Annotated in this window: 18 protein-coding genes and 1 pseudogene; 4 read left to right on the forward strand and 15 right to left on the reverse strand. The window is 40.4% G+C overall.

The genetic code is table 11. From position 1 onward, the window contains the following. Positions 1-43 precede the first annotated feature (43 nt). The 5 genes and pseudogenes from HXT28_RS05255 to HXT28_RS05275 form a co-directional block, all read right to left on the reverse strand. Entirely contained in the window at positions 44-1762 is a 1719-nt protein-coding gene (locus HXT28_RS05255; RefSeq protein ID WP_016636904.1) for an FTR1 family iron permease, read from the reverse strand. A gap of 225 nt (positions 1763-1987) precedes the next feature. Next, positions 1988-2458 (reverse strand): annotated as a pseudogene (locus HXT28_RS05260) (type I restriction endonuclease subunit R, EcoR124 family); the annotation flags it as partial. 253 nt (positions 2459-2711) lie between these two features. After that, the gene (locus HXT28_RS05265; RefSeq protein WP_032814827.1) at positions 2712-3476 is read right to left on the reverse strand and encodes an ABC transporter permease; all 765 of its coding nucleotides are present in this window, start codon (positions 3474-3476) and stop codon (positions 2712-2714) included. Positions 3477-3489: 13 nt separating this feature from the next. Further along, complete coding sequence (locus tag HXT28_RS05270; RefSeq protein WP_016636908.1) at positions 3490-4215, reverse strand: ABC transporter permease; 726 nt, start codon at positions 4213-4215, stop codon at positions 3490-3492. Beyond that, entirely contained in the window at positions 4212-4976 is a 765-nt protein-coding gene (locus HXT28_RS05275) for an ABC transporter ATP-binding protein (RefSeq protein WP_004105713.1), read from the reverse strand. Before HXT28_RS05275 ends, HXT28_RS05270 begins: the two co-directional genes overlap by 4 nt. Before the next feature lie 139 nt (positions 4977-5115). Between HXT28_RS05275 and HXT28_RS05280 the strand changes: the two genes are divergently transcribed. Both HXT28_RS05280 and HXT28_RS05285 read left to right on the forward strand, forming a co-directional pair. After that, complete coding sequence (locus HXT28_RS05280; RefSeq protein ID WP_032814825.1) at positions 5116-5817, forward strand: response regulator transcription factor; 702 nt, start codon at positions 5116-5118, stop codon at positions 5815-5817. Between the two features lie 6 nt (positions 5818-5823). Next, the gene (locus tag HXT28_RS05285; RefSeq protein WP_016636910.1) at positions 5824-7233 is read left to right on the forward strand and encodes a sensor histidine kinase; all 1410 of its coding nucleotides are present in this window, start codon (positions 5824-5826) and stop codon (positions 7231-7233) included. A 124-nt stretch (positions 7234-7357) separates the two neighbouring features. Here HXT28_RS05285 and HXT28_RS05290 read toward each other — a convergent pair whose 3' ends face one another. The 5 genes from HXT28_RS05290 to HXT28_RS05310 form a co-directional block, all read right to left on the reverse strand. Next, the gene (locus tag HXT28_RS05290; protein WP_064347331.1) at positions 7358-8380 is read right to left on the reverse strand and encodes an FAD:protein FMN transferase; all 1023 of its coding nucleotides are present in this window, start codon (positions 8378-8380) and stop codon (positions 7358-7360) included. A 23-nt stretch (positions 8381-8403) separates the two neighbouring features. Further along, complete coding sequence (locus HXT28_RS05295; protein ID WP_016637383.1) at positions 8404-9714, reverse strand: Fic family protein; 1311 nt, start codon at positions 9712-9714, stop codon at positions 8404-8406. A 507-nt stretch (positions 9715-10221) separates the two neighbouring features. Continuing rightward, positions 10222-11214, reverse strand: coding sequence for a Fic family protein (locus HXT28_RS05300; RefSeq protein ID WP_016637386.1), 993 nt, complete (start codon positions 11212-11214; stop codon positions 10222-10224). Between the two features lie 208 nt (positions 11215-11422). Then, positions 11423-12142, reverse strand: a complete 720-nt coding sequence (locus HXT28_RS05305; RefSeq protein ID WP_016637388.1) for a Fic/DOC family protein — start codon at positions 12140-12142, stop codon at positions 11423-11425. 23 nt (positions 12143-12165) lie between these two features. Next, entirely contained in the window at positions 12166-12351 is a 186-nt protein-coding gene (locus tag HXT28_RS05310; protein WP_064347330.1) for an antitoxin VbhA family protein, read from the reverse strand. A 439-nt stretch (positions 12352-12790) separates the two neighbouring features. Here HXT28_RS05310 and HXT28_RS05315 point away from each other — a divergent pair, with 439 nt between their 5' ends. Further along, entirely contained in the window at positions 12791-14068 is a 1278-nt protein-coding gene (locus HXT28_RS05315; RefSeq protein ID WP_016637391.1) for an ATP-binding protein, read from the forward strand. Positions 14069-14220: 152 nt separating this feature from the next. Here HXT28_RS05315 and HXT28_RS05320 read toward each other — a convergent pair whose 3' ends face one another. Continuing rightward, the gene (locus HXT28_RS05320; protein ID WP_422113344.1) at positions 14221-15273 is read right to left on the reverse strand and encodes a hypothetical protein; all 1053 of its coding nucleotides are present in this window, start codon (positions 15271-15273) and stop codon (positions 14221-14223) included. A 239-nt stretch (positions 15274-15512) separates the two neighbouring features. Here HXT28_RS05320 and HXT28_RS05325 point away from each other — a divergent pair, with 239 nt between their 5' ends. After that, positions 15513-15815 (forward strand): HigA family addiction module antitoxin, encoded by a 303-nt coding sequence (locus HXT28_RS05325; RefSeq protein WP_016637394.1) that lies wholly within the window; start codon positions 15513-15515, stop codon positions 15813-15815. Between the two features lie 66 nt (positions 15816-15881). On the opposite strand, the gene HXT28_RS05330 is transcribed toward HXT28_RS05325, so the two are convergent. The 4 genes from HXT28_RS05330 to HXT28_RS05345 all read right to left on the reverse strand — a co-directional run bounded on the left by HXT28_RS05330 (position 15882) and on the right by HXT28_RS05345 (position 20687). Beyond that, the gene (locus HXT28_RS05330) at positions 15882-17327 is read right to left on the reverse strand and encodes an ATP-binding protein (RefSeq protein ID WP_422113345.1); all 1446 of its coding nucleotides are present in this window, start codon (positions 17325-17327) and stop codon (positions 15882-15884) included. Positions 17328-17871: 544 nt separating this feature from the next. Beyond that, entirely contained in the window at positions 17872-18186 is a 315-nt protein-coding gene (locus tag HXT28_RS05335) for a F0F1 ATP synthase subunit epsilon (protein WP_016637244.1), read from the reverse strand. A 2-nt stretch (positions 18187-18188) separates the two neighbouring features. Continuing rightward, positions 18189-19676 carry a F0F1 ATP synthase subunit beta gene (atpD, locus tag HXT28_RS05340; protein WP_016637243.1) on the reverse strand — a complete coding sequence of 496 codons (1488 nt, stop codon included), beginning with the start codon at positions 19674-19676 and terminating at the stop codon, positions 18189-18191. A gap of 6 nt (positions 19677-19682) precedes the next feature. Next, positions 19683-20687 (reverse strand): F0F1 ATP synthase subunit gamma, encoded by a 1005-nt coding sequence (locus HXT28_RS05345; protein WP_016637242.1) that lies wholly within the window; start codon positions 20685-20687, stop codon positions 19683-19685. Between the last annotated feature and the right edge of the window lie 2 nt (positions 20688-20689).

Genomic DNA, 20689 nt, shown 5'->3' on the forward strand with positions numbered 1-20689 from the left:
ACTTATTTGTTAGTTATTTATTGGTTATTTTTGATTATTTTGCTTATTTATTTTCTACCGTACACTTTCCACGGCTTCGCACAATAGATACGCAAAGCAGCGAAATTACCACGATTACAGCTACAATTTGAGCTACAATCGTTTCCACATACGGGTAGAATCCAAGCCAATCGTTAGTTGGCAAGCCTTGAATATACATACCTGCGAGCGCATCGCCTTCTATGAGCGCATGCACGCCACCGCCAGCAAAAATCACCACAAGCACAGACATAAGAGCACTTGTACCGGTGAAGAATGGGCGAATTGGTATGCGCACAGATGCGAAACGAATCAGCAGGAAAATTACTACTAAAACTGCAGCCGCAGCAACGAAACCGCCCCAAATCATGGAATCAGCTCCGTTTGAAACCGCAAAAATAGCTTGGTAGAAGATTACAGTTTCTGCACCTTCACGAAACACTGCCAAGAAGCTAAGCAGTACAAGCGAAATCAAGCTGCCTTGGGACACGGCAGCCGTGGTTTGATCGCTAATGTATTTATTCCACGCTTGTACAGAAGAGCGCGAAATCATCCAGTTGCTTGTGTACAGAAGCATAAGCATTGCAAACAGTGCAACCACGCCTTCCGTAATCTCTTGCTGCGGTCCAGAACCATTAAACAATAGTCCGAACAGTGCAGCAACAATCAGCGAAGCAACAATACCAGCAACAAGTCCTAAGTAAATGTACTTCACCATGTTTTTGTGACCAGATTTAATCAGGTACGCAATAATTGCTGCAACAACCAGCAATGCTTCTAAGCCTTCACGCAGTAAAATAACAAAAGCCTGACCAAAAGAACTAGTTATAAATTGCATCAACGGGTTTGCGCTAGAAGAAGCACCACCGTCAAGTTTTGCAGCATCTTCTATAAGCATTGCTTTAAGATCCGTTACGAACTTTTTAGCTTGCTCAACCGTTTTGCCGTTGTTCATTGCTTGGCGGCACTCTTTGAACTGATATTCGACTGTTGAAACGCGGCTTCCACTAATTGCATTCATAACGTTTTTCTCAAAGCCAAGTTTTTCATAATACTGGTAGTAGGCTTCGTTAATTAAATCAACGGCTGTTGCGACTTGCGACTGGTTTCCTTTTGCAGATTTGTAGGTTGCAACGGACTTGTCGAGAATAACGTTCATTTCTCGTGCAACTTGACTCCATGTGCGACCATTTCTGCCAAGATTTTTCTTTTTTGCAGCGTCAAGCTTTTTTCGCTCTGCTTTGATTTGCGCCCGAAGTTTTTGTGCGTAAATATTAGGCTTATCTAACTTAGCATTTGAGTCAAGTTGAGCTGCAGTTTGTGCAACGTCTTCTGAAAGAGCTTTTGATACAGCGCTTATTTGCGAACCTTGATTTTGTTGATATACCAGCGTTTGCAACTGCTGGAACTGGTCTTGCTGCGCTTGAACTTTATCCTGCCCAATTGTATCTCGCACAACTGTAATCATGTTTGAAGCAACGTACACAGAATTGTAGGCTGCTTGGAATCTCGTCGCAGCACCGGAATTGTTACCACTTCTGTATTCGTTTTGACCTTGCTGTAATTGATTATCTATAGCCTTGGAAACTTCAGTCCATGTAGCGTATGAACGATCTGCATCTGTTGCGAAAACTGGCGTAGCGATAGCAAATGAGCTTACTACACAACTTATAAGCATGCACACAGCCAGCATCAGCGCAGCCGAATTACGAATAATCCAGCGCACTTTTACACACGCGCGCATAACATCTCCTCGCGTTCTTTTGTGTCTTTTGCATTTTGCGCGCTTGCGCTTCACACACTTCACGCACTTCCTGCATTTCTAAACGCTCTACCCCAATCGAGCGCACCCAACTAAAACTTGCCATACAAAGGCCCCACAGGTACATAATATCGATATATCAACTAGATTGATATAGTTCAGCGCAAAAAATGCGGAAATATTGCAAAATGATATTGATAATGAGAATTATCTTTCGTATTGACTGAAGCCAATAAGTCCAACAAACTCATTAAACAGTTTTCTCATACTTTCTACAATGCGACTTTTCTTCTCAGCGCGCGCCTTAGCCGCAGCGCCAAATCTGCTCATTCTAGGCATTAAATCATTAATATCTGTGCCAAGCTCACTTACTTCGCCAGCGCTAAAAGATTTCTCCATAAACTTACGAGTCAAAGCATCGTTTAATCCTTCGCTTTGCACGAGTTGTGCCAAGTCATGATTATACTTTTGCTCAACATACTCGCTCCAGCAATCAACAACGCTCAACTTGTTGCCGTGCGAATCGTAAACAGCAGTGTCATCGCTATAATCCGCAAGCTTCTCAAGCTCCTTCTCGTTAAGTTGTGCAATAAACCCTTCAATAAGCGCTTTTTTACTACGCAACTCTGGGCTAGCATCAACCGCCGCCTTAATAGAAGCAAGAACATTTTTATCTCTGATTTGTGTTGGCGTTTGTTGTGCGTGTGGTGGTTTTGAGTGTTGAATGTGTTACTTTCGGTTTTGTTTGCTACTAGTGGCATTCAAAACCGAAAGCTTTTTGTTTTTGTTCTATTTGTTTCCATACTGCGTTTTGAACGTTTTACGCGTTTTGTGTATAGCTAAAACCTTATATGCGATTTTGCAAGTCACATCTGCATTTGTTATTTCGTTTCATTTGTTATCTCACTGCATTGTTATTTAATATACCTTGTTATCTCATCTCTTTTTTACCAAATTGTGTTATTGCAATCAAAAATACAAACACAGATATTGCAATTGCACATGGCAAAAATGGTATAAGATTAAATCCGTTTACTAATCCTGTTGATGTAACTGCATGTAGAGAGCGGGAAACCATATATCCGCTGTAACAATAAGGATAAACTATCCAAAGTGGAGTATTTGCTATTAATACGCCAGGAATCACAAGAAGTATATTTAATCCAACAGATAACATTGACTTTTCAAAAAGCACAGTAATCGCCCACATGACTATTACGCTTGGAATCATAGTCAAAAACAGATCTAAACACCATTTTAGTAGATACACAATTGGGAGCGTTTCTGTAACTCCTGTACTACTGGTTGCAAACAATCCTGCTATAACGAATACAGCAAAAAATACGACCATTTCCATAAGCAAATAAAATAGCAGTACGCAAAATTTTGCAGCAGAAATCGCGTATCTGCTAACAGGTAATGCCAGCATTTTTAGTATTCCGTTATTGCTTGTTTCTCGTCCTGCAATCATCACGCAAATAACAATCATACTAAGCGGAAGCAGATAATATGAGTAGACTAATGCGCTTTGAATAAACATAGCAGCCCATGCGTGTGTATATTCTGGAGTGAAGTAGCTATGAAGGCTTGCTACACCAGATCCAACCACAAGTAATGGCGCAATAAAAATCAAAGGAATAATTTTACTACGTTTTACTTTCTTAAATTCGATTCTAAAAAGTTCAAAAAATCTCATTTTCATAATCTCCTTATTCATAGTGCAGGTTCTTAGCCGCCCACAATCCAGAACATAAAAACAGAAGTGTTTCAACTATGGATACGATTACGACCGTAGTATTAGGTTGCGCGCTCATGGCAACTGCTGGTTTTAACATAACGATAAAAGGTGATGCCATAAAAAGCACAATGTCTGAAGAAGCCAATGCCATGCCGCTTAAAAATCCTGCTACACCAATTCCAAGCGTTACCCACATGTTTTCAAATCGTGATGATACAAAAATCATAAAGGACAATACAGGCATTGACGTAATAAATGAATATGCAGCAAAAGATATAAGAGTACTTACATTAAACGTACCTTGTGGCAAATCTGTTACACCGATTTTTGCAAGTGCCAAATTTTGTATGCAAATAGCGATTAGTAATAGAACAGTCAGCAGCATAAATTTGCATAGGTACATAGCAGGAACTCTCATAGGCAGCATATGCATCTTTTTTACTGCATTTCCCTTAAATTCCATGTTGTAGATAATGCATGCTGCGACTATTATGCCGAACATGTTTAACACCATAATCATGCCGTAAAGCTGTGTGAGAAGAATATCCATAGGAGCTAAAGGCAGGTTTAATAATGTATTTTTTCGTACAATAAAATTCACAAAAGCGTACGCTGCTCCCATAACGCCAATAGCAATCATAAGAGCTATAAAACCAGTTCTCTTGCATTTTTTTAGTTCGATTACAAGCGTTTTCATAGTCTTGCACTCTGCTTCCTGATCTTATTGTCTTCATCAATCATGGATAGGAACATATCTTCCAAATTGTCGGAAGCAAAACCAGATTGTAAAGCATGCTGTCGTAGTTCATCTAAACTACCTTCAAATAACAAGTGTCCGTGATTAAGTATTCCAATATCATCTGCAATAAGCTCAATTTCGGATAGCATATGAGAAGAAATAAGAATCGTGCAATCGTAAAGATCTGGCAGCGACTTAATCAGATTTCGGATTTCGTGTATGCCAGATGGATCGAGTCCATTTGTTGGCTCATCTAAAATCAAAATAGGTGGTCTACCAAGCAATGCTCCAGCAAGACCAAGCCTTTGCTTCATGCCAAGCGAATATTTTTTTGCAAGACGGTCTCCAAACTCAGAAAGACCTACTAATTCTAATGCGTCATCAACCGCACTCTTAGGTAGTTCTAAAATGCGACGTATAATGTCAAGATTTTCTCTACCTGTTAGATTTGCATAGAAAGATGGTGATTCAATAAATGAGCCTATTTCTTTCAAAATAGGTATGCGATCGGCAGGAAACTGCTTTCCGTCGATTGTAAATACACCTTTTGTTGGAGCCGTAAGCCCTAGGAGCATTTTCATTGTTGTAGATTTTCCAGCTCCATTTGGCCCAAGAAAGCCGTAAATGCTACCTTTGCGAATATGAAGTGAAACATCATTAACAGCAATAAATGATTTATATTTTTTTGTTAAATGTTCTGTTGTAACAATATTGTTCATGGCAATATCTCCTTTCGGGATTTATGATATTGCGTCAACCTTTCTACAACATTCTCTTCACCTTACATCTACCTTACATTTTTATGCGAGGTCAAAAAATGAATATTCACATGGCATAATATATGTTAGGGGGTTCTCCATGAATCTGAATGATTATTTATTGAACAAGCATCTGCTGCTTGTTGATGATGAGCAGGAACTTCTAGATATGGTTGTGTCCATATTAAACGAATACGGTTTTTATAATATAACGACTGCAAAAAGTATAAAAGATGCCGTAGAAGCAACACAAAAATTACGTCCAGAATTAGCAATCCTTGATGTTATGCTCCCCGACGGTAATGGGTTTGAGCTAATGAAGCAGATAAAACAATATAGTGATTGTCCTATTTTATTCCTTACTGCTTGCGGTGAAGATGAAGATAAGTTTAAGGGATTTGACTTAGGAGCAGACGATTATATTGTAAAGCCGTTTCTTCCAAAAGAGCTAACGTTTCGCATTATGGCAATTTTAAGACGAAGCTACAAGAACGAAAATCCCATTGTTAAACTGAAAAATAGTCAGATTGATTTTTCTTCTGCCCAAGTAATAAAAAATAACGAACATATTCAACTCACAGCCAAAGAATATGACTTACTTTCTGCACTTTATAGAAATGCTGGATGCATTGTAACAATTGACGCGTTATGTGAAGCTACATGGGGAGCTAATCCTTTTGGATATGAAAATTCTTTAATGGCACATATACGTCGTATCAGAGAAAAAATAGAACTCAATCCATCGCAGCCTGTTTCTTTAATAACAGTTAAAGGCTTAGGGTATAAGCTGATTGTGAAGTAAAGCAGAATGAAAAGCATACCAAAACTAATACAACGCTTCATAAGTATTTTTCTACTAAGCTCTGTGCTTATAGTATTAATGAATATTATTGCGTTTGTTGTACTTATAGGAAACTACGCTCCCGATAAAGAGATGTCTCCTTATAGCATAGCAAAAGAGACGGGAGAAGCATTACAATTATCCGCAAGTGGGGATTATGCATTATCAAAAAATATGTCTTCCAAATTGACAAATTCTGGCGCATGGGCAATTTTGATTGATAATAATACGTTGAAAGTCGTATGGAAAACAGAAAATGTCCCTGCAGGTATTCCAAACGACTATACTTTGTCTGATATAGCTAATTTGAGCGTTGGTTACATTGATGGTTATCCAACTTACACTGGCAAAAATAAGGATGGAGTTGTTGTAGTCGGATTTCCGCACAACAGTTTTTGGAAACATACGCGACCAAGTTGGAACTACAGTTTAATCTCAAATTTTCCGCAGATTGTTTTAAGCGTATTATTTATCAACATTTTGCTGATTCTTGGAATTTATTTAATAGCTAATATAAAACTACTAAAATCAATTAATCCGATTACAAAAGGGATACAACGTTTATCTAGTGGAGAAAGCGTGCATATTCCAGAAACAGGAGCGCTTTCAGAAATTTCATCTAATATAAATTCTGCTTCCGATATTTTGCAAATACAAAAAGAACAATTGAGGAAAAGAGAGACTGCAAGAGCGAATTGGATAGCTGGGGTTTCGCATGATATTCGTACGCCGTTATCTATGGTTATGGGATATGCGGGACAGTTAGAAAATTCTCTCCATATTTTGGAAGAAGATCGTAAAAAAGCAACGATGATTATTAAGCAAAGTGTCAGAATGAAGAATTTGATTAATGACCTTAATCTGGCTTCAAAACTTGAATACAATATGCAACCAATTATGAAAAAAGAAGAAAATGTTGTTGCTGTTGTTAGGCAAGTTGTTGTGGATTTTATGAACATGGGTATGCAAGATGAGTTTTCGATTAAATGGGAAACGAACGCAGAATTGACTGTTTGCAATATTAATGTAGACAAAGATTTATTAAAACGAGCAATATCTAATCTTATTCAGAACAGCATATCTCATAATGAAAATGGGTGTACGATTTATGTATCCGTTGCTGCAAATAATAATAATTGTATTATTTGTGTTGAAGATAACGGTATAGGTGTTTCAGATGAAAAAATCGAAAAGCTTAATCATGAACCGCACTATATGATTTGCGATACAAGTACTGCAGAGCAACGGCATGGTTTGGGTTTGCTGATTGTTCAGCAGATTATTGGCGCTCATAATGGAACAGTTGATATAAGTAGAAGCAAATACGGTGGGTTTAAGGTTGAGTTAACAGTGCCAAGTAAAAAATGTGGGTTATAGGTCTTTTGGACTATAACCCACAACCCTAGCTTTACACACTTTTTGGTCTATAACCCAACTAACTCGCATCGTCATTATTCAGCATTAGTTGGAATTATCCCGCATTATTCAGCATTATTCGGCATCATTCGGCAAAAAAGTGCGCTGGGAATGCGCGCGTTTTGCGAAGCGCATGATTTGGCGAGATTACAGCAAACTCAGCGCCAACATTTTGCACGATTTTTTGCAAATCGCTTTCTTTCGATACAAACAACGCACTTGCAATCGCGTCGGCATAAGCAGCTGGAAAATCGCAAGTTTTAGCAGGCACATACGCCCAACTTGCGCATAAATCGCAAGCAGGAATGCCGTCAAGCGCATTAATCAAGTGAGTCGCAATTAAATTAGACTCAAAGCCACTTGCATCTTTACCTAAGTAACTTGCTTCTTTTACTTTCCAACGCTTTCTTGCACTAGACGATGCACACAGCGCCCCGCTTGCGATTGATGCCACTCCAACTGCTTGAGTTGTGTCAAAAGGATTTTCCAGAGCCACTTTTATTTGACTATTCTCTTTGCTAAAGCAAGCGCGCATATCGCCGCCTGCGTTTACCAAAAAATCAAAATCCTCATGAAGCTGCTCGCTAAGCTCCTCTTTAATAATCTGCGTTACAAAATCTACAAAATAGCCTTTTCCAGCTGCACCAAAATCAAGCTGCACTGGCTGATTTGTGCAAAGCGTTGTGCCGCCGCCACCTTGCGAAATATCTGCCCACGTAACTGGCAAAGCGCGGCGATAGTTAGACCAACTATCACTGCTACTATTCTCATTCTTACCTGAGCCAGCTGCCGATTGCGGAATAAAGCGAACAGAATTGTTATAGCCAAGAGCAAGCAAATCCGCGCCAACGCACGCGTCGAAAGCACCGTGCGTTGCAGCGTAAAACTCGCTATAAAGAGCAAAAAGTGGCTGAGCCCACGTTGGAAACTCAAACTCGCCGCCGTCCTCCGCACGAGACATGCGCGAAACAAGCGAATCTTCACGAAAGCGCGAAAGCACCGATTCATACTCTTCAACAAAAGCGCGAATCCGCTTCTGCACGCGCTGCGAAATCGGCACGCTGCTAGAGATAATAATCCCCGTGCCAAGCGCGCGCTCAAACGCCATTACATTCCTAAACATCGCTTGCTTCACTCAAACATTTCATTCGCTTTTTTAGAAAGCTCATACCGAATAGGACGCTCACCTACCACGTCAATCATTCCAAAATCAATCAAACCGTTAAGCGCGCTCACAATCTTTCGCTCGCCAATCTTCTCATCAATTGCATTGCCAACGTATTCACTTAATTGCTTGCGAGTCATGGGAGTTGGGTTATAAGAAAAAAGCTTATTTTGCAACAAAATGGTCATCACTTCGTGCTGCACTTTAGAAATCGATGTTTTTTTAGAAAACTCGGATAGCTTATCCATACAGTAAATAATCTGTTTTGCTTGCAAAATAATATTGTCTAATACTTCGTTCTGCGCTTTTTTAATATATTCCAACATTGTGCAGCAAAACATAGTTAAATCGTTGCAATTAAATAGCTCCTGCGATTTAGAAAAAGCAGCATAGTATCCAGATTTTTCTGCATAAACTATAGAGCTTAAGCTCAAAATTGTTGGCATCGAAAGCTGATCATGCAATTGCAAAGCAAGCAAAAATCGCCCAGTTCTGCCGTTCCCATCATAAAATGGGTGCACGCTCTCAAAAGCATAGTGGCACATGCACGCCTTAATAAGCGTTGGGACTTTGCTGATATTCATAAATCTCAACATCTGCATTAAATGATTTTGAATTTCTACTTCCGTTGCATCGCCATCATGCACTACATTATTTGCACCATCACGAATACTTACTTTCCCACTCCTAAAAATCTCACCATCTGGAATGTCTTTTTCTTCTAATTCGCCTTGCATAATGCTGTCGTAAATTTTTCGTATATCTTGTAATATTTGCGGAATTGAAGTGCCATACTCATCGGAGTTGGCAACCGACTTTACATTCAAATCCGCAACAGAGTCCGTAACAGACTTTTCTTTAGAATCTGCAAGCTCAAGAAAAAGCTTAGTAAATTCACTAAAACGCGTATGCTTATTCTGTTCACTCGCAGCATTAAGCGCTTTGGAAAGCTCTTTTCTAGTGCTGTGAACACCCTCAATAATGTTTGTATTTTGCACTTCTTTTGCAATAAGTTGCATTAAATACTCACGCTGAGCAAACCGCGGCAGCATGCTCCATGTTTTTTCAATGACTTTTTCAGTGCACATAATATCATCTATGTGCGTTACAAGATCCGTTACGCACATTGCAAAAATCTCATGATTATCAAATACGATTCCAGAACGATACGTCGCAGGATTATCAATGCGCGATCGATATTCTTCTTCCGCAATATCGCACGGTTTTGCATTACTTTTAGACATCGCAACTATTTTGCGTATTGTTTTGTAATCCATAATGCAGCTCCGTTTACGTTATTGCGTTTACATTATTGCGTCTACGTTATTGAGGATTTTGTAGTAATGTCTTGCAATATTTTGCTTGCGATATTTTTGCTTATACGCAAATAACGCATTTATCACAAAATGATTGCTTAACTAACGTAAAAATCTATTCTATACCGACATTTTCGCAAAATGAAGGCATAGCAAGTAAAAAACATTCGTCTATACCTACATTTTTGAAAAATAGCAGTATAGAAACATCGGTAGCGTCTGCAACATCAACATAACGCCACTCGTTTCGGCGTAGCATGATTTACAACGCTATAAAACTAGCAAATTTCATTTCGCAAATTTGAAAATTTTTTAATTTTGCGAAATGGGGGTATGTAAGGGTAAGCAGAAAAAATCGGGCGACGCATAAATGCATCGCCCGCAAAACTTTCGTTTTCAAGTCGTATAAAACACGCTACCACGCCGCGCATACGTTACGCAATACAGTCTCTTTACAAAAAGCTTGCGTCACAACCCAAAAAGCTTCAACAACGCACGGAACGTATCTTGACCGTCATAGCAAGTTTCAACTAAGAATCCGCGCTCATTGCTGTATTCTTTGAGACCTCGATAATAGTAATATTTCTTTCGATCCTCAATAATAAACGGCACGATATTATGCTTTAAGCATTCCTTAAAAGCAATCAAACGCCCAACTCTGCCATTACCGTCCTGAAATGGGTGTATTCGCTCAAACCTGTAGTGAAAATCAACTATATCCTCTAGCTGCAAATCAGTTTTAGCAAGGTATTCAGCCAACAGCTTACTAATCTCCTCGTGCACTTTTTTCGGCTCGCAAGTTTGCACACCACCTACAACATTTGCGCGCAACTTGTAGTCGCCCACACGAAACCAAGGCAGAAGCTCGTCGCTTGTTCCGCGTTTAAGCAGCAAATGTAAATGCTTAATCATGTCTTCGCTAAGAGGCTCTTCAGCGACATCAATGCAATAATCAATCGCGCGAAAATGATTCACTGTTTCAACAATGTCATCAACCTTAATAGCTGTGCTCTCTGCTGCACCAGTGCTTGAAGCCGCGCTATCAACTACACCATCCACATTTTCTTCGGAATCAATAGTATTAGTTTCAAAAATTCGCCTAGTTTGATCTTCACTTAGCTGGCTACCTTCAATATGATTCGAGTTGTACGTCATGCGAATTTGAAGCTCGTGGTAAATTCCACCAGGTATACGATGCTCCTTTTCTTCCCTAAGCCTCTGCAAAATAGGGTTACTTGAAATTACGCGATACAATTCGCTCGGATTACATTGTAAATAGTTGCTTATTTTTGCGATTACTGAATTTGACAGTTTTTCACCTTTTGAAATTTTCGCAATCGTACGAGAAGAAATATGCAGCTCGGCTGCTAATTGAGATTTTTTAACGCATTTTTCTTGTAGCCTTTTGTTCAATCCCGAGTAATCATACATTTTTAACAGTTCGCTTTCTTCCGCTTGCATAGTTTTGATTGAGATAAATCATGAAGAATCTAAATACTCACACACTAAAATCTTTACTTATTTTCCCATAATCAACATCAAAAGTAAAGATAATTGCGATTTTGTACACTCAAAAGTAAAGATTCGCAAAACTTAAGCAAAAAGAAAGAGCCTTCGCGCGCGAACGCAAGCAAGAAAACAAACAAGCGAACGCGAGCGAAAGCCCTAATCAATCTATGCCGTAACGCGTTTTATACGCAGCATAATCCTTATCTTGCAAAACACTAGCCACATTCGGCGCGTATTCGTATTCTTCTTCAACAAGATGCGCAAACTGCTGCTGAGCTAAAAGCTCAACATTCAAAGGCTTTGTAATAATGTGGAACATGTCTTCAAGAAGCTTGGTATCGTTAGCATCTTTGGCCTGTATTGAAGCCTTGTCGTTAACGCGCTGAGTTATTAATCCCCAATCAAAATGGTATCCAGCATCTCGCGCAACTATATCCCAAAAAACACGCTGTGTTCTACCATTGCCCTCACGAAATGGGTGCAAAACATTAAAATTATTGTAATTTACGCTTAGCTTACTAATAAACTCATCAATAGATAAACCTTGCAATAAATTATCATTTTTAAGCGTTTGTTCGCAGTAGCGAATCCCAACGCCCATGTATTCAAGCGGATGAAACGGCTCACCACCGCCTTTAGACATGTCTATAGTACGAATCTGACCAGCCCAATCGTAAACATCCTGGAAAAGATAATGATGAATCCACTGCAATTGCTTAACAGTTCCTTCAGCATGCGGCAAGTTTTCGTACAAAATAGAGCATCTTGTGAGAACAGCATCGTTCTCATATTTATCTAATTCAATCTGATTATTTATATTAGATTTGTTCTTTAACACCCTTGTGTGGGAAATAAGATATGGATCAAAAACTGTTTCCATAGCACTAACGCAATCCGAGTAAGTTAATCCGTTACACTATATCTAGAACGCATTCTAGCAACAAATTCGTCACTGGTTATAAAACCTTTAGCATATTGATTTGCGTCATAAAGAAACTCTTTTGAAGGCGAATTGCCTTCAAGTCTGCCTGAAGCTATTGCAAGACCCAAATTTTCTTCACGTCTACGTTGCGTTTCTTTATCAATCATTTCTTCTCCCTGCCAGCACCCGCTCTAAAATCAAAAATAACTACGCACTATTTTACTATTCGCAATGCATTTTGATTACAGCATATTTTTGTTACAGCACACTTTAGTTACGGCACACTTTAGTTACAGGACATTCTGCGATTTGACGAATCCAGCATCGGCAACATAACGCCACTCGTTTCGGCGTAAGCAACGCAGCAGTGGCATGCGCACAAAAAGAAAGGGCCTTCGCGCGCGCACGCAAGCAAGAAAACAAACAATCGAACGCGAGCGCAAATAGGCACTCACTTTCAAAACTTAAAAAATATTACAGTTTTGAAAGTGAAAATGATATAATACTTTCAAAAGTAAAATAAAATTAAAGTTTTGAAAGTGAAAATGGTATAATACTTTCAAAAGTGAAATAAAATTACAGTTTTGAAAGTGAAAGGCGATTAAAATGAAGATTATCGAGAGAACAGATTACTTAAATCGCCTCAAACGCGTTAAAGGCACGCCAGATATAAAAATCATTACCGGAATTCGACGCAGTGGAAAATCGGAACTACTACGCGCTTACCGCACATATTTAGGAAACACATACAGTAATCAAAGTAGCAAACTTTACGCTTCAGCAAAGCATGCGCAACTACCAGACGCACTACAACATCAGCAGAACAGCCAACAACTTAACATAATCAGCATTGACTTCAATAACCTAAATTATGAAAATCTGAAAAATTACAAAAGTCTTTTTGCGTACGTTGAAAGCCGTTACATACCCGAAGCCTACAACGTTCTCATGATTGACGAAGTTCAATTATGCCCAAAATTTGAGCTTGCAATCAACAGTCTTCACAATAGCAATAAATACGATATTTACTTAACGGGATCCAACGCATTCTTACTTAGTTCGGATCTTGCGACACTGTTTAGTGGAAGATTTATTGAAATACCAGTATTCCCGTTTAGTTTTGCAGAATATTGCGAGTACTTTGAAGTAGAAAACAACTTTAACGATGCTTTGCAAAAGTATTTACAACAAGGCGGGCTTGCAGGATCATACGTTTACGCCAACCAAGACGATGCACAAGCGTACATAAAAAATGTGTATACAACTCTTGTTAAACGCGATTTAGTAGACAAATACGCAATATCAGAAGTGTCACTTCTTGACTCAATATGCGAATTTTTAATGGATAATATTGCAAATCTCACAACCGCAAACAATGTAAGCTCAATACTTAGGCAAAATCAGATTGAAACAACACACATAACAGTTGGCAATTATCTAAAATATTTATGCAATGCATTCATGTTTTATAAAGTAAAACGTTACGATATTCGAGGCAAAAAATACTTAGAAACAAACGAAAAATACTATTTAGCAGACACCGCGCTACGCTACGCAATTCTAGGAACGCGCAACATGGATTACGGAAGAGCGTACGAGAATATTGTGGCACTTGAGCTTATGCGAAGAGGATACTCGATTTATGTTGGTAAACTTTATCAAAAAGAAGTAGATTTTGTGGCAATAAAAGCGAGTGAAAAACTTTATATTCAAGTTTCAGACAACATTAGCAATGATTCCACATTGGAACGCGAACTTTCGCCGTTAAAAGCAATAAAAGACTCTTACCCTAAAATCCTACTTGCAAACACTCGCCACGATTCTTACGATATTGAAGGAATACGCGTAATAGACATAGCGCAATGGCTGCTTAGCGCGAACTAAGTCAAATAACAGAACGCAATCGAAAACACAATAAACAGAATGCAGTAGAAAAGCACAAAAAGAAAGAGCCTTCGCGCGCGCACGCAAGCAAGCGAACGCAAACGAAGACCCTTAATCTTTTCACTTGTAACAACTACACTATGTCAGCTAACCTAACGAGCTACAACACCAACAGGCACAGCTGGAACAGAAGAATCAGCATCAGCGACATCAGCAGTAGCTAAATCATCAAGATCCAAATCACCAAGATCATCCAACAAATCAGCAAAATCGAAATCAGACAGATCGAAATCACCAATGTTGAAATCATCTACACCACTAGGGATATCAGCGTCACCAAAGTTATCAACACTACCAGTGCCGACGAAATCCCCGACGTTCATGTTGCCTAAATCAGACAAATCACCCAACGCATCAACATCAAAATCAGCCATATCTAACATCTCGCTAAAATCAATATTGTCGTCGAGCGCAGGAGTAAGCGAGTCAAGCACTGAAGGAGCAGGGGCAGGAGTCATACCATGATGCTCAGGTGCAGGAGCAGGAGCAGGAGCTGGAGCTGGCTTAGGAGCTGGTGCAGGAGCAGGAGCAGGAGTTTGGTCTGAACCAGACTTATGATCTTCGCCATCATTGAAATATCCATGCGCTTTGCATACTTTATATTCGTTGGTACCTATACTGGCGTCTTTACATCCATTTTTATCGCAGTATTCAGGGCCACCACTTGTTACGACATCTCTCCTTCTGCCTGTTTCGTCCATGCTATGCAAGAATCCGCCCCGAAGTGCATAATAGCAAAATACGTCGCTCGTCTTCAGTTTTTCATTAATATAGTTGTCAACACGATCATAATCAACAAAAGGGCCTAATGGGCAAAAAATGCCATCACACCAATCGTGCGCATCACCAATAAATAATTCTCCTGGAACATTAAGTCTCTTTGCAACAGCTATGCTCCATTCCTTTCTTTCTGCGAGTGACGCCTCATGATATTCTGAACTGCTGGAATCTTTGCAATATAGCGTGCGGGTGTAAATACCTATGTGAAATTCTTCATCTTTCTCGCGAACTTCGCAATTTTTCTCTATATCACTACCACTGTTGTCATCGTTTGCAAACGCAACTGGAGCAAGCGATGCAAAAGCAAAACCACTAAGCAAAGTAGCAGCAGCAACAAAAGCACCTATCGCTTTTTTCTTTAGCATACTTTATCCTTTCTTCTCTCACACAAAAAGCGCAAATATCACATGTTGACACAACTGGCAGATTGATAAAAGTAAAGCCAGAAATTCATCAACAATCACACACAAGAATACCCCCCGTTGCCAAAAATAAACAATATTAATCAAAAATCAACTAAAAACAGCATACTAAACACTTGATAGCTCTAACACAAATAACACTAACGCTTGACGTTAGTAACGCAATGCATTACCATAATTTTATGAAAACCAGAGAAAAGGAACTTAACAAACACTTGAGCACTCCTGGCGAAATCTTGCGCGAAGAATTTATGGAACCGCTTAAAATCAGCTCATACAAACTTGCACACACTATTGGAACATCCCAAACAGCCATCGGAGAAATTTTAAACGACAAACGCGCAATCAGTGTAGCAATGGCATACAAGCTATCTAAAGCTTTTAGAACAACCCCCGATTTCTGGCTCAACCTTCAACGCGACTACGACATTCTGCGATTTGACGAATCCAGCATCGGCAACATAACGCCACTCGTTTCGGCGTAGCACGATTTACGCGCTTTAATACCTACTTACATAACTCCTAATTAAAAAAGAAACCAATCAGCAACGCTACTTAAGCAGCCAATCAACAATGTTTTCAACGCGAATGCCGTCGTAGTCATCATCTAAAGCCTTACTCAAAGTTATAACCAACTTATCGTAATTATTATGAATCTTACGAAGCGGCTTTAACTCTCGCTCGCGCACAGACTCATCCATCATGCTTTCAGTTACTTGAATATAAAGCTTTTCGGAAGCAGAAGTCGCAACAAAATCCACTTCCAAATTATCTATTTTACCAACAGCAACATCGTAGCCTCGCCTTAAAAGCTCAAAGAAAACAACGTTCTCCAGCGCATGTCCTCTATCTCTGTCCCTAAATCCAAGCAAATAATTACGCAACCCAATGTCAACAATGTAATACTTGCCAAGAGTGCGTAAATAATCCTTACCTTTAATATCGAAACATTTAACATCGTAAAACATGTAAGATTCTTTTAACGCACCAACGTAAGCAGATATAGTTTGAGTAGCGGGCTTAGTGCCACGCGCGCGCAAGCCACGAGAATTGCTATCCGCAGAATCAAGCAGATTTTCCGAAGAAAGCGTATTACACATAGAATTTAAAGACGTATTGTTTCCAATATTATCTGCCAAAAACATAATGATTTTTCTAAGAAGGTCGGCGTCTGTAATCTGCCTCTGCCCGCGGCGCTTCTCGCACTCGAGTATATCGCGAACTACTACAGTGGAATAAATTCCGTCCAACAAAGTCATTGCACTACTCTGGTTAAAACCTGATTCTAAAGCAAAATCGCAAATTGCAGGCATACCACCGTAACGCATATAAGCTGCAAACAAGTCACCAAGCTCTACACTACTGCCATTCGCACTCACCGCTCTTTTTTTCAAATCACCGAGCGGAGACTTATATTCTTCAATGGAATAATCCTGAAAATCAACGAACTCTTTGAACGAAAGCGGATACATTTTCACTTCCACATACCGCCCAGACAAGTATGTTGAGTACTCCGAGGAAAGCAGGTATGCGTTGGATCCAGTTATGTAAATATCGCAATCAAAATCTACGCGAAACGAGTTAATTGCATCTTCCCAACGATCTATACGCTGCAGCTCGTCAAAGAAAAGATACGTTTTTTTAGGAGACTTAATACCAGAAAACTCAATCTTAGTAGACTCAATCTTGCTTTTAACGTAAAAGTATAAGTCTTTGTAACTCATATCTTGAAACTCGAGTGACTCAAAGTTTATAGATATAATTTGATTTTGCTCAACCCCGGAGTTAAGCAAGTACGATTGCATGAGCTTAAGCAGAGTTGACTTGCCACAGCGGCGAATACCTGTTACAACTTTTACAGGCTCTGTATCTTTGAAAGATATAAGCTGGCTAAGGTAAATATCGCGATTTTTAATATTTTTGCCGACTATTGCAGTGCGATTACTGCGCATTGGCAAATTTGCGCTTTCAAGTGGCTGATTTTGCGAATTTACCATAATAAACCTCAACTCCGCTTTAACAAGTTTAGCGATTAGCAAAACAGTGCCAATGCTGATTGTGTGGCCACAAATTTCATGAATTTTATAATCCTATGAATATTATGAATCAAACTTCAATTTTTTACAAGTTTAGGTTATTGATGACCTAAACTTTTATTTTTCGTAAGTTTAGGTTATTGATGACCTAAACTTTGGATTTTTAGAAGTTTAAGTTGTGCACTATAACATACAGACACTCGTTTCGGCGTAAGCAACGCAGCAGTGGCATGCATATCAAAGTAAAGATCTGAATTTTGCGTAAACAAACGCCCCACTTTCAAAAGTGAAAAAATATTACAGTTTTGAAAGTGAAAATACGTATCTACTTTCAAAAGTGAAAAATACTACGATTTTGAAGACAATATTAGTGACTCGGCTGACTGAGTTAGTAACAGTGTTTCGCCACTGAGATCTATTTTTTAAACGCACGATAGAAACAAAAAGACAGGAGCTTGGGATATCCAAACTCCTGTCTTTTCGCCTACTTCATTTATACGTAAGCCTAAATCACCTTAGCGTTAGGCAGCACGTTGCCGTCTTTATCTACGTTACAACTGTGCTCTACGGCAATTGTAATATTGTCAGAGTCAACGGAGAAGAATCCGTCCGTCACCTTAAAAACGTGACGCACACCCTTCAAATCATCAACCTTGACAAAACCGTGATTAATCAACGCAAGCACAGCCTCGTGTCCAGGAAGCACACCCATTGCGCCATTCACAGAAGGAATAACAACGAATTTGGCTTCACCTTCCCACACAGGATGCCTGGCTGCCACCACACTCACGTGCAGCGATTTTACTTGCTTCTCTGCCATAATCACGCACCAAACTCTTGCTGCATATCGTGCCAACGACGCTCAAGATCATCGATGCCACCGATACCCGAGAATGCCTGCTCAGGAATCTCATCGTAAACACCATCGCAAATACGAGTGAATGCTTCGATGGTTTCATCTGCTGGCACGTAAGAGCCCGGACGACCTGTGAACTTTTCAGCCACGTAGAAGTTCTGACCAAGGAACTGCTCAATCTTGCGTGCGCGGCTCACAGTAGTCTTATCTTCCTCACCAAGCTCATCAATACCAATCAAAGCAATGATGTCCTGAAGCTCCTTGTTACGCTGCAAAATAGCCTTCACACGATTAGCGCAATCATAATGAGCCTGACCAACGTAACGCGGATCCAAGATTCTTGACGTAGAAGCCAAAGGATCCACAGCCGGGTAAATACCCTTAGCTGCAATATCACGTGAAAGCTCAGTAGTTGCATCCAAGTGCGTAAAGGTTGTTGCAGGTGCAGGATCAGTGTAATCATCTGCAGGCACGTAAATAGCCTGAAGCGAAGTAATGGAATGACCACGAGTAGAAGTAATACGCTCCTGCAACGCACCCATTTCATCAGCCAAGTTTGGCTGATAACCCACTGCAGAAGGCATACGACCCAGCAATGTGGAAACTTCAGAACCAGCCTGAGTAAAGCGGAAGATGTTGTCAATAAACAGCAACACATCCTGATTCTGCACATCGCGGAAGTACTCAGCCATAGTCAAAGCGGTAAGAGGCACACGCAGACGAGTCCCAGGAGGCTCATCCATCTGGCCGAAGACAAGTGCCGTTTTCTCCAAAACACCAGCCTCAGCCATTTCGCCAATTAAATCATTACCCTCACGAGTACGTTCGCCGACGCCAGCAAACACAGACACACCACCGTGATTCTGTGCAACGCGCTGAATCATTTCCTGAATCAACACGGTTTTACCAACGCCTGCACCACCGAACAGACCGATTTTGCCACCCTGAACGTAAGGGGTAAGCAAATCAATAACCTTAATGCCAGTTTCAAACATTTGAGTCTTAGACTCAAGTTGATCGAAAGCAGGTGGGTTGCGGTGAATTGGCCAACGCTCAGTTACTTCAATATTCTCACCTGGCTTAGCATTCAAAATGTTGCCAGTAACATCGAACACGTGACCCTTAGTAACATCGCCAACTGGTACGGAAATTGGACCACCAGTATCGCGCACTAAAGCACCACGAACCAAGCCGTCCGTAGGCTTAAGCGCCACTGCTCGCACGGTGGAATCACCAAGGTGCTGTTCAACTTCCAACGTAATCTCGTGAACGGTATCACCTTCCGTATTACCTACGGTAGCAATATCTACTTTGAGAGCATTGTAAATATCCGGCAGATAGCCAACCGGGAATTCAACGTCAATCACGGAACCCTGAACGCGAGTTACGCGACCAGCCGTTGGGTCGACTTCCTTTTCAGCTTCTGGAGGCGCTGTGGTCTGATTCTCAGCCATATGCTCCTAATCCTCCTCATTATTCAGCGCATCAGCGCTGCCGATAATCTCGGTAAGTTCTTGAGTGATAGATGCCTGACGAGAAGCATTAAGCTTTCTAGTCAAATCATCCACCAAATTGCGGGCGTTATCTGTAGCCGTATGCATAGCGTTCTGTCTGCTCGCCGTTTCAGAAGCAGCAGAAGTAAGCAAGCACTCGTGAATACGAGACTGAATATACTTCGGTAGAACAGCATCCAGCACTTCATCTGGACTTGGCTCGAAGCAATATTCAACAGCATCAGGATTGCTACGGCTCACTGCTTCTTCACGAGCTGAAACTGCGCTCGTAGACGACAACGATGCTGAAGGTCCAGAAGCTGCTTCGTAATCAGGACGGTGCATAGCAAACTCCTCACCATCCTTCAATGGAACCAGCTCAACTGGCAGCATACGTAGTGTACGAACCTTTTGCCTCACCATATTGATAAATTCAGTGAATACAATATACAGTTCCGAAACTCCGCCTTCCGCTTCCGGCGTCATATAAGCATCCATCAACGTATCAGAAATTTTTTCTGCAATAGTGACATCAGGATGATCTGTAGAACCTTCCCAAGTGCCTGCCACATCGCGATTGCGATACTTATAGTAAGTTGCACCACGACGACCATAGACGTACAGTTCTGCATGCTTACCTTCCGCATCAAGCTTGGCAAGGAGCGCCTCAGTCTCACGAATAATCGAAGACGTAAACGCACCTGCCATGCCACGATCAGAAGTAAGAGCTAGAACCGCTACACGGTTGCCGGCATGCTCTTTACCGAAAATAGGATGCTTAATATTTGCTTCGTGATGAGCTACCAACGCCTGCACGGCATCGAAAATTGCGTCGCTATAAGGCTTAGCATTCAGCGCAATATCACGCGCTTTTGCAATATGCGAAGACGCAATCATTTCCTGAGCCTTAAAGATTTTACCCAAAGACTGTGTGGAAATAATTCTCGATTTCAATGCAAGTTGGGAGGACATAC

This window comes from Gardnerella washingtoni, assembly GCF_049262705.1.
In the GTDB taxonomy this organism is placed as follows: domain Bacteria; phylum Actinomycetota; class Actinomycetes; order Actinomycetales; family Bifidobacteriaceae; genus Bifidobacterium; species Bifidobacterium vaginale_D.

What these genes read in the sequence shown, in the direction of transcription:
- HXT28_RS05335 (WP_016637244.1), bottom strand. Translation starts at nt 18,186, where the DNA reads ATGGCAGAGAAGCAAGTAAAATCGCTGCACGTGAGTGTGGTGGCAGCC.
- HXT28_RS05295 (WP_016637383.1), bottom strand. Translation starts at nt 9,714, where the DNA reads ATGGATTACAAAACAATACGCAAAATAGTTGCGATGTCTAAAAGTAAT.
- HXT28_RS05275 (WP_004105713.1), bottom strand. Translation starts at nt 4,976, where the DNA reads ATGAACAATATTGTTACAACAGAACATTTAACAAAAAAATATAAATCA.
- HXT28_RS05290 (WP_064347331.1), bottom strand. Translation starts at nt 8,380, where the DNA reads ATGGCGTTTGAGCGCGCGCTTGGCACGGGGATTATTATCTCTAGCAGC.
- HXT28_RS05310 (WP_064347330.1), bottom strand. Translation starts at nt 12,351, where the DNA reads ATGATTGATAAAGAAACGCAACGTAGACGTGAAGAAAATTTGGGTCTT.
- HXT28_RS05330 (WP_422113345.1), bottom strand. Translation starts at nt 17,327, where the DNA reads ATGGTAAATTCGCAAAATCAGCCACTTGAAAGCGCAAATTTGCCAATG.
- HXT28_RS05305 (WP_016637388.1), bottom strand. Translation starts at nt 12,142, where the DNA reads ATGGAAACAGTTTTTGATCCATATCTTATTTCCCACACAAGGGTGTTA.
- HXT28_RS05325 (WP_016637394.1), top strand. Translation starts at nt 15,513, where the DNA reads ATGAAAACCAGAGAAAAGGAACTTAACAAACACTTGAGCACTCCTGGC.
- HXT28_RS05315 (WP_016637391.1), top strand. Translation starts at nt 12,791, where the DNA reads ATGAAGATTATCGAGAGAACAGATTACTTAAATCGCCTCAAACGCGTT.
- HXT28_RS05265 (WP_032814827.1), bottom strand. Translation starts at nt 3,476, where the DNA reads ATGAGATTTTTTGAACTTTTTAGAATCGAATTTAAGAAAGTAAAACGT.
- HXT28_RS05255 (WP_016636904.1), bottom strand. Translation starts at nt 1,762, where the DNA reads ATGCGCGCGTGTGTAAAAGTGCGCTGGATTATTCGTAATTCGGCTGCG.
- atpD (WP_016637243.1), bottom strand. Translation starts at nt 19,676, where the DNA reads ATGGCTGAGAATCAGACCACAGCGCCTCCAGAAGCTGAAAAGGAAGTC.
- HXT28_RS05280 (WP_032814825.1), top strand. Translation starts at nt 5,116, where the DNA reads ATGAATCTGAATGATTATTTATTGAACAAGCATCTGCTGCTTGTTGAT.
- HXT28_RS05300 (WP_016637386.1), bottom strand. Translation starts at nt 11,214, where the DNA reads ATGCAAGCGGAAGAAAGCGAACTGTTAAAAATGTATGATTACTCGGGA.
- HXT28_RS05345 (WP_016637242.1), bottom strand. Translation starts at nt 20,687, where the DNA reads ATGTCCTCCCAACTTGCATTGAAATCGAGAATTATTTCCACACAGTCT.
- HXT28_RS05320 (WP_422113344.1), bottom strand. Translation starts at nt 15,273, where the DNA reads ATGCTAAAGAAAAAAGCGATAGGTGCTTTTGTTGCTGCTGCTACTTTG.
- HXT28_RS05270 (WP_016636908.1), bottom strand. Translation starts at nt 4,215, where the DNA reads ATGAAAACGCTTGTAATCGAACTAAAAAAATGCAAGAGAACTGGTTTT.
- HXT28_RS05285 (WP_016636910.1), top strand. Translation starts at nt 5,824, where the DNA reads ATGAAAAGCATACCAAAACTAATACAACGCTTCATAAGTATTTTTCTA.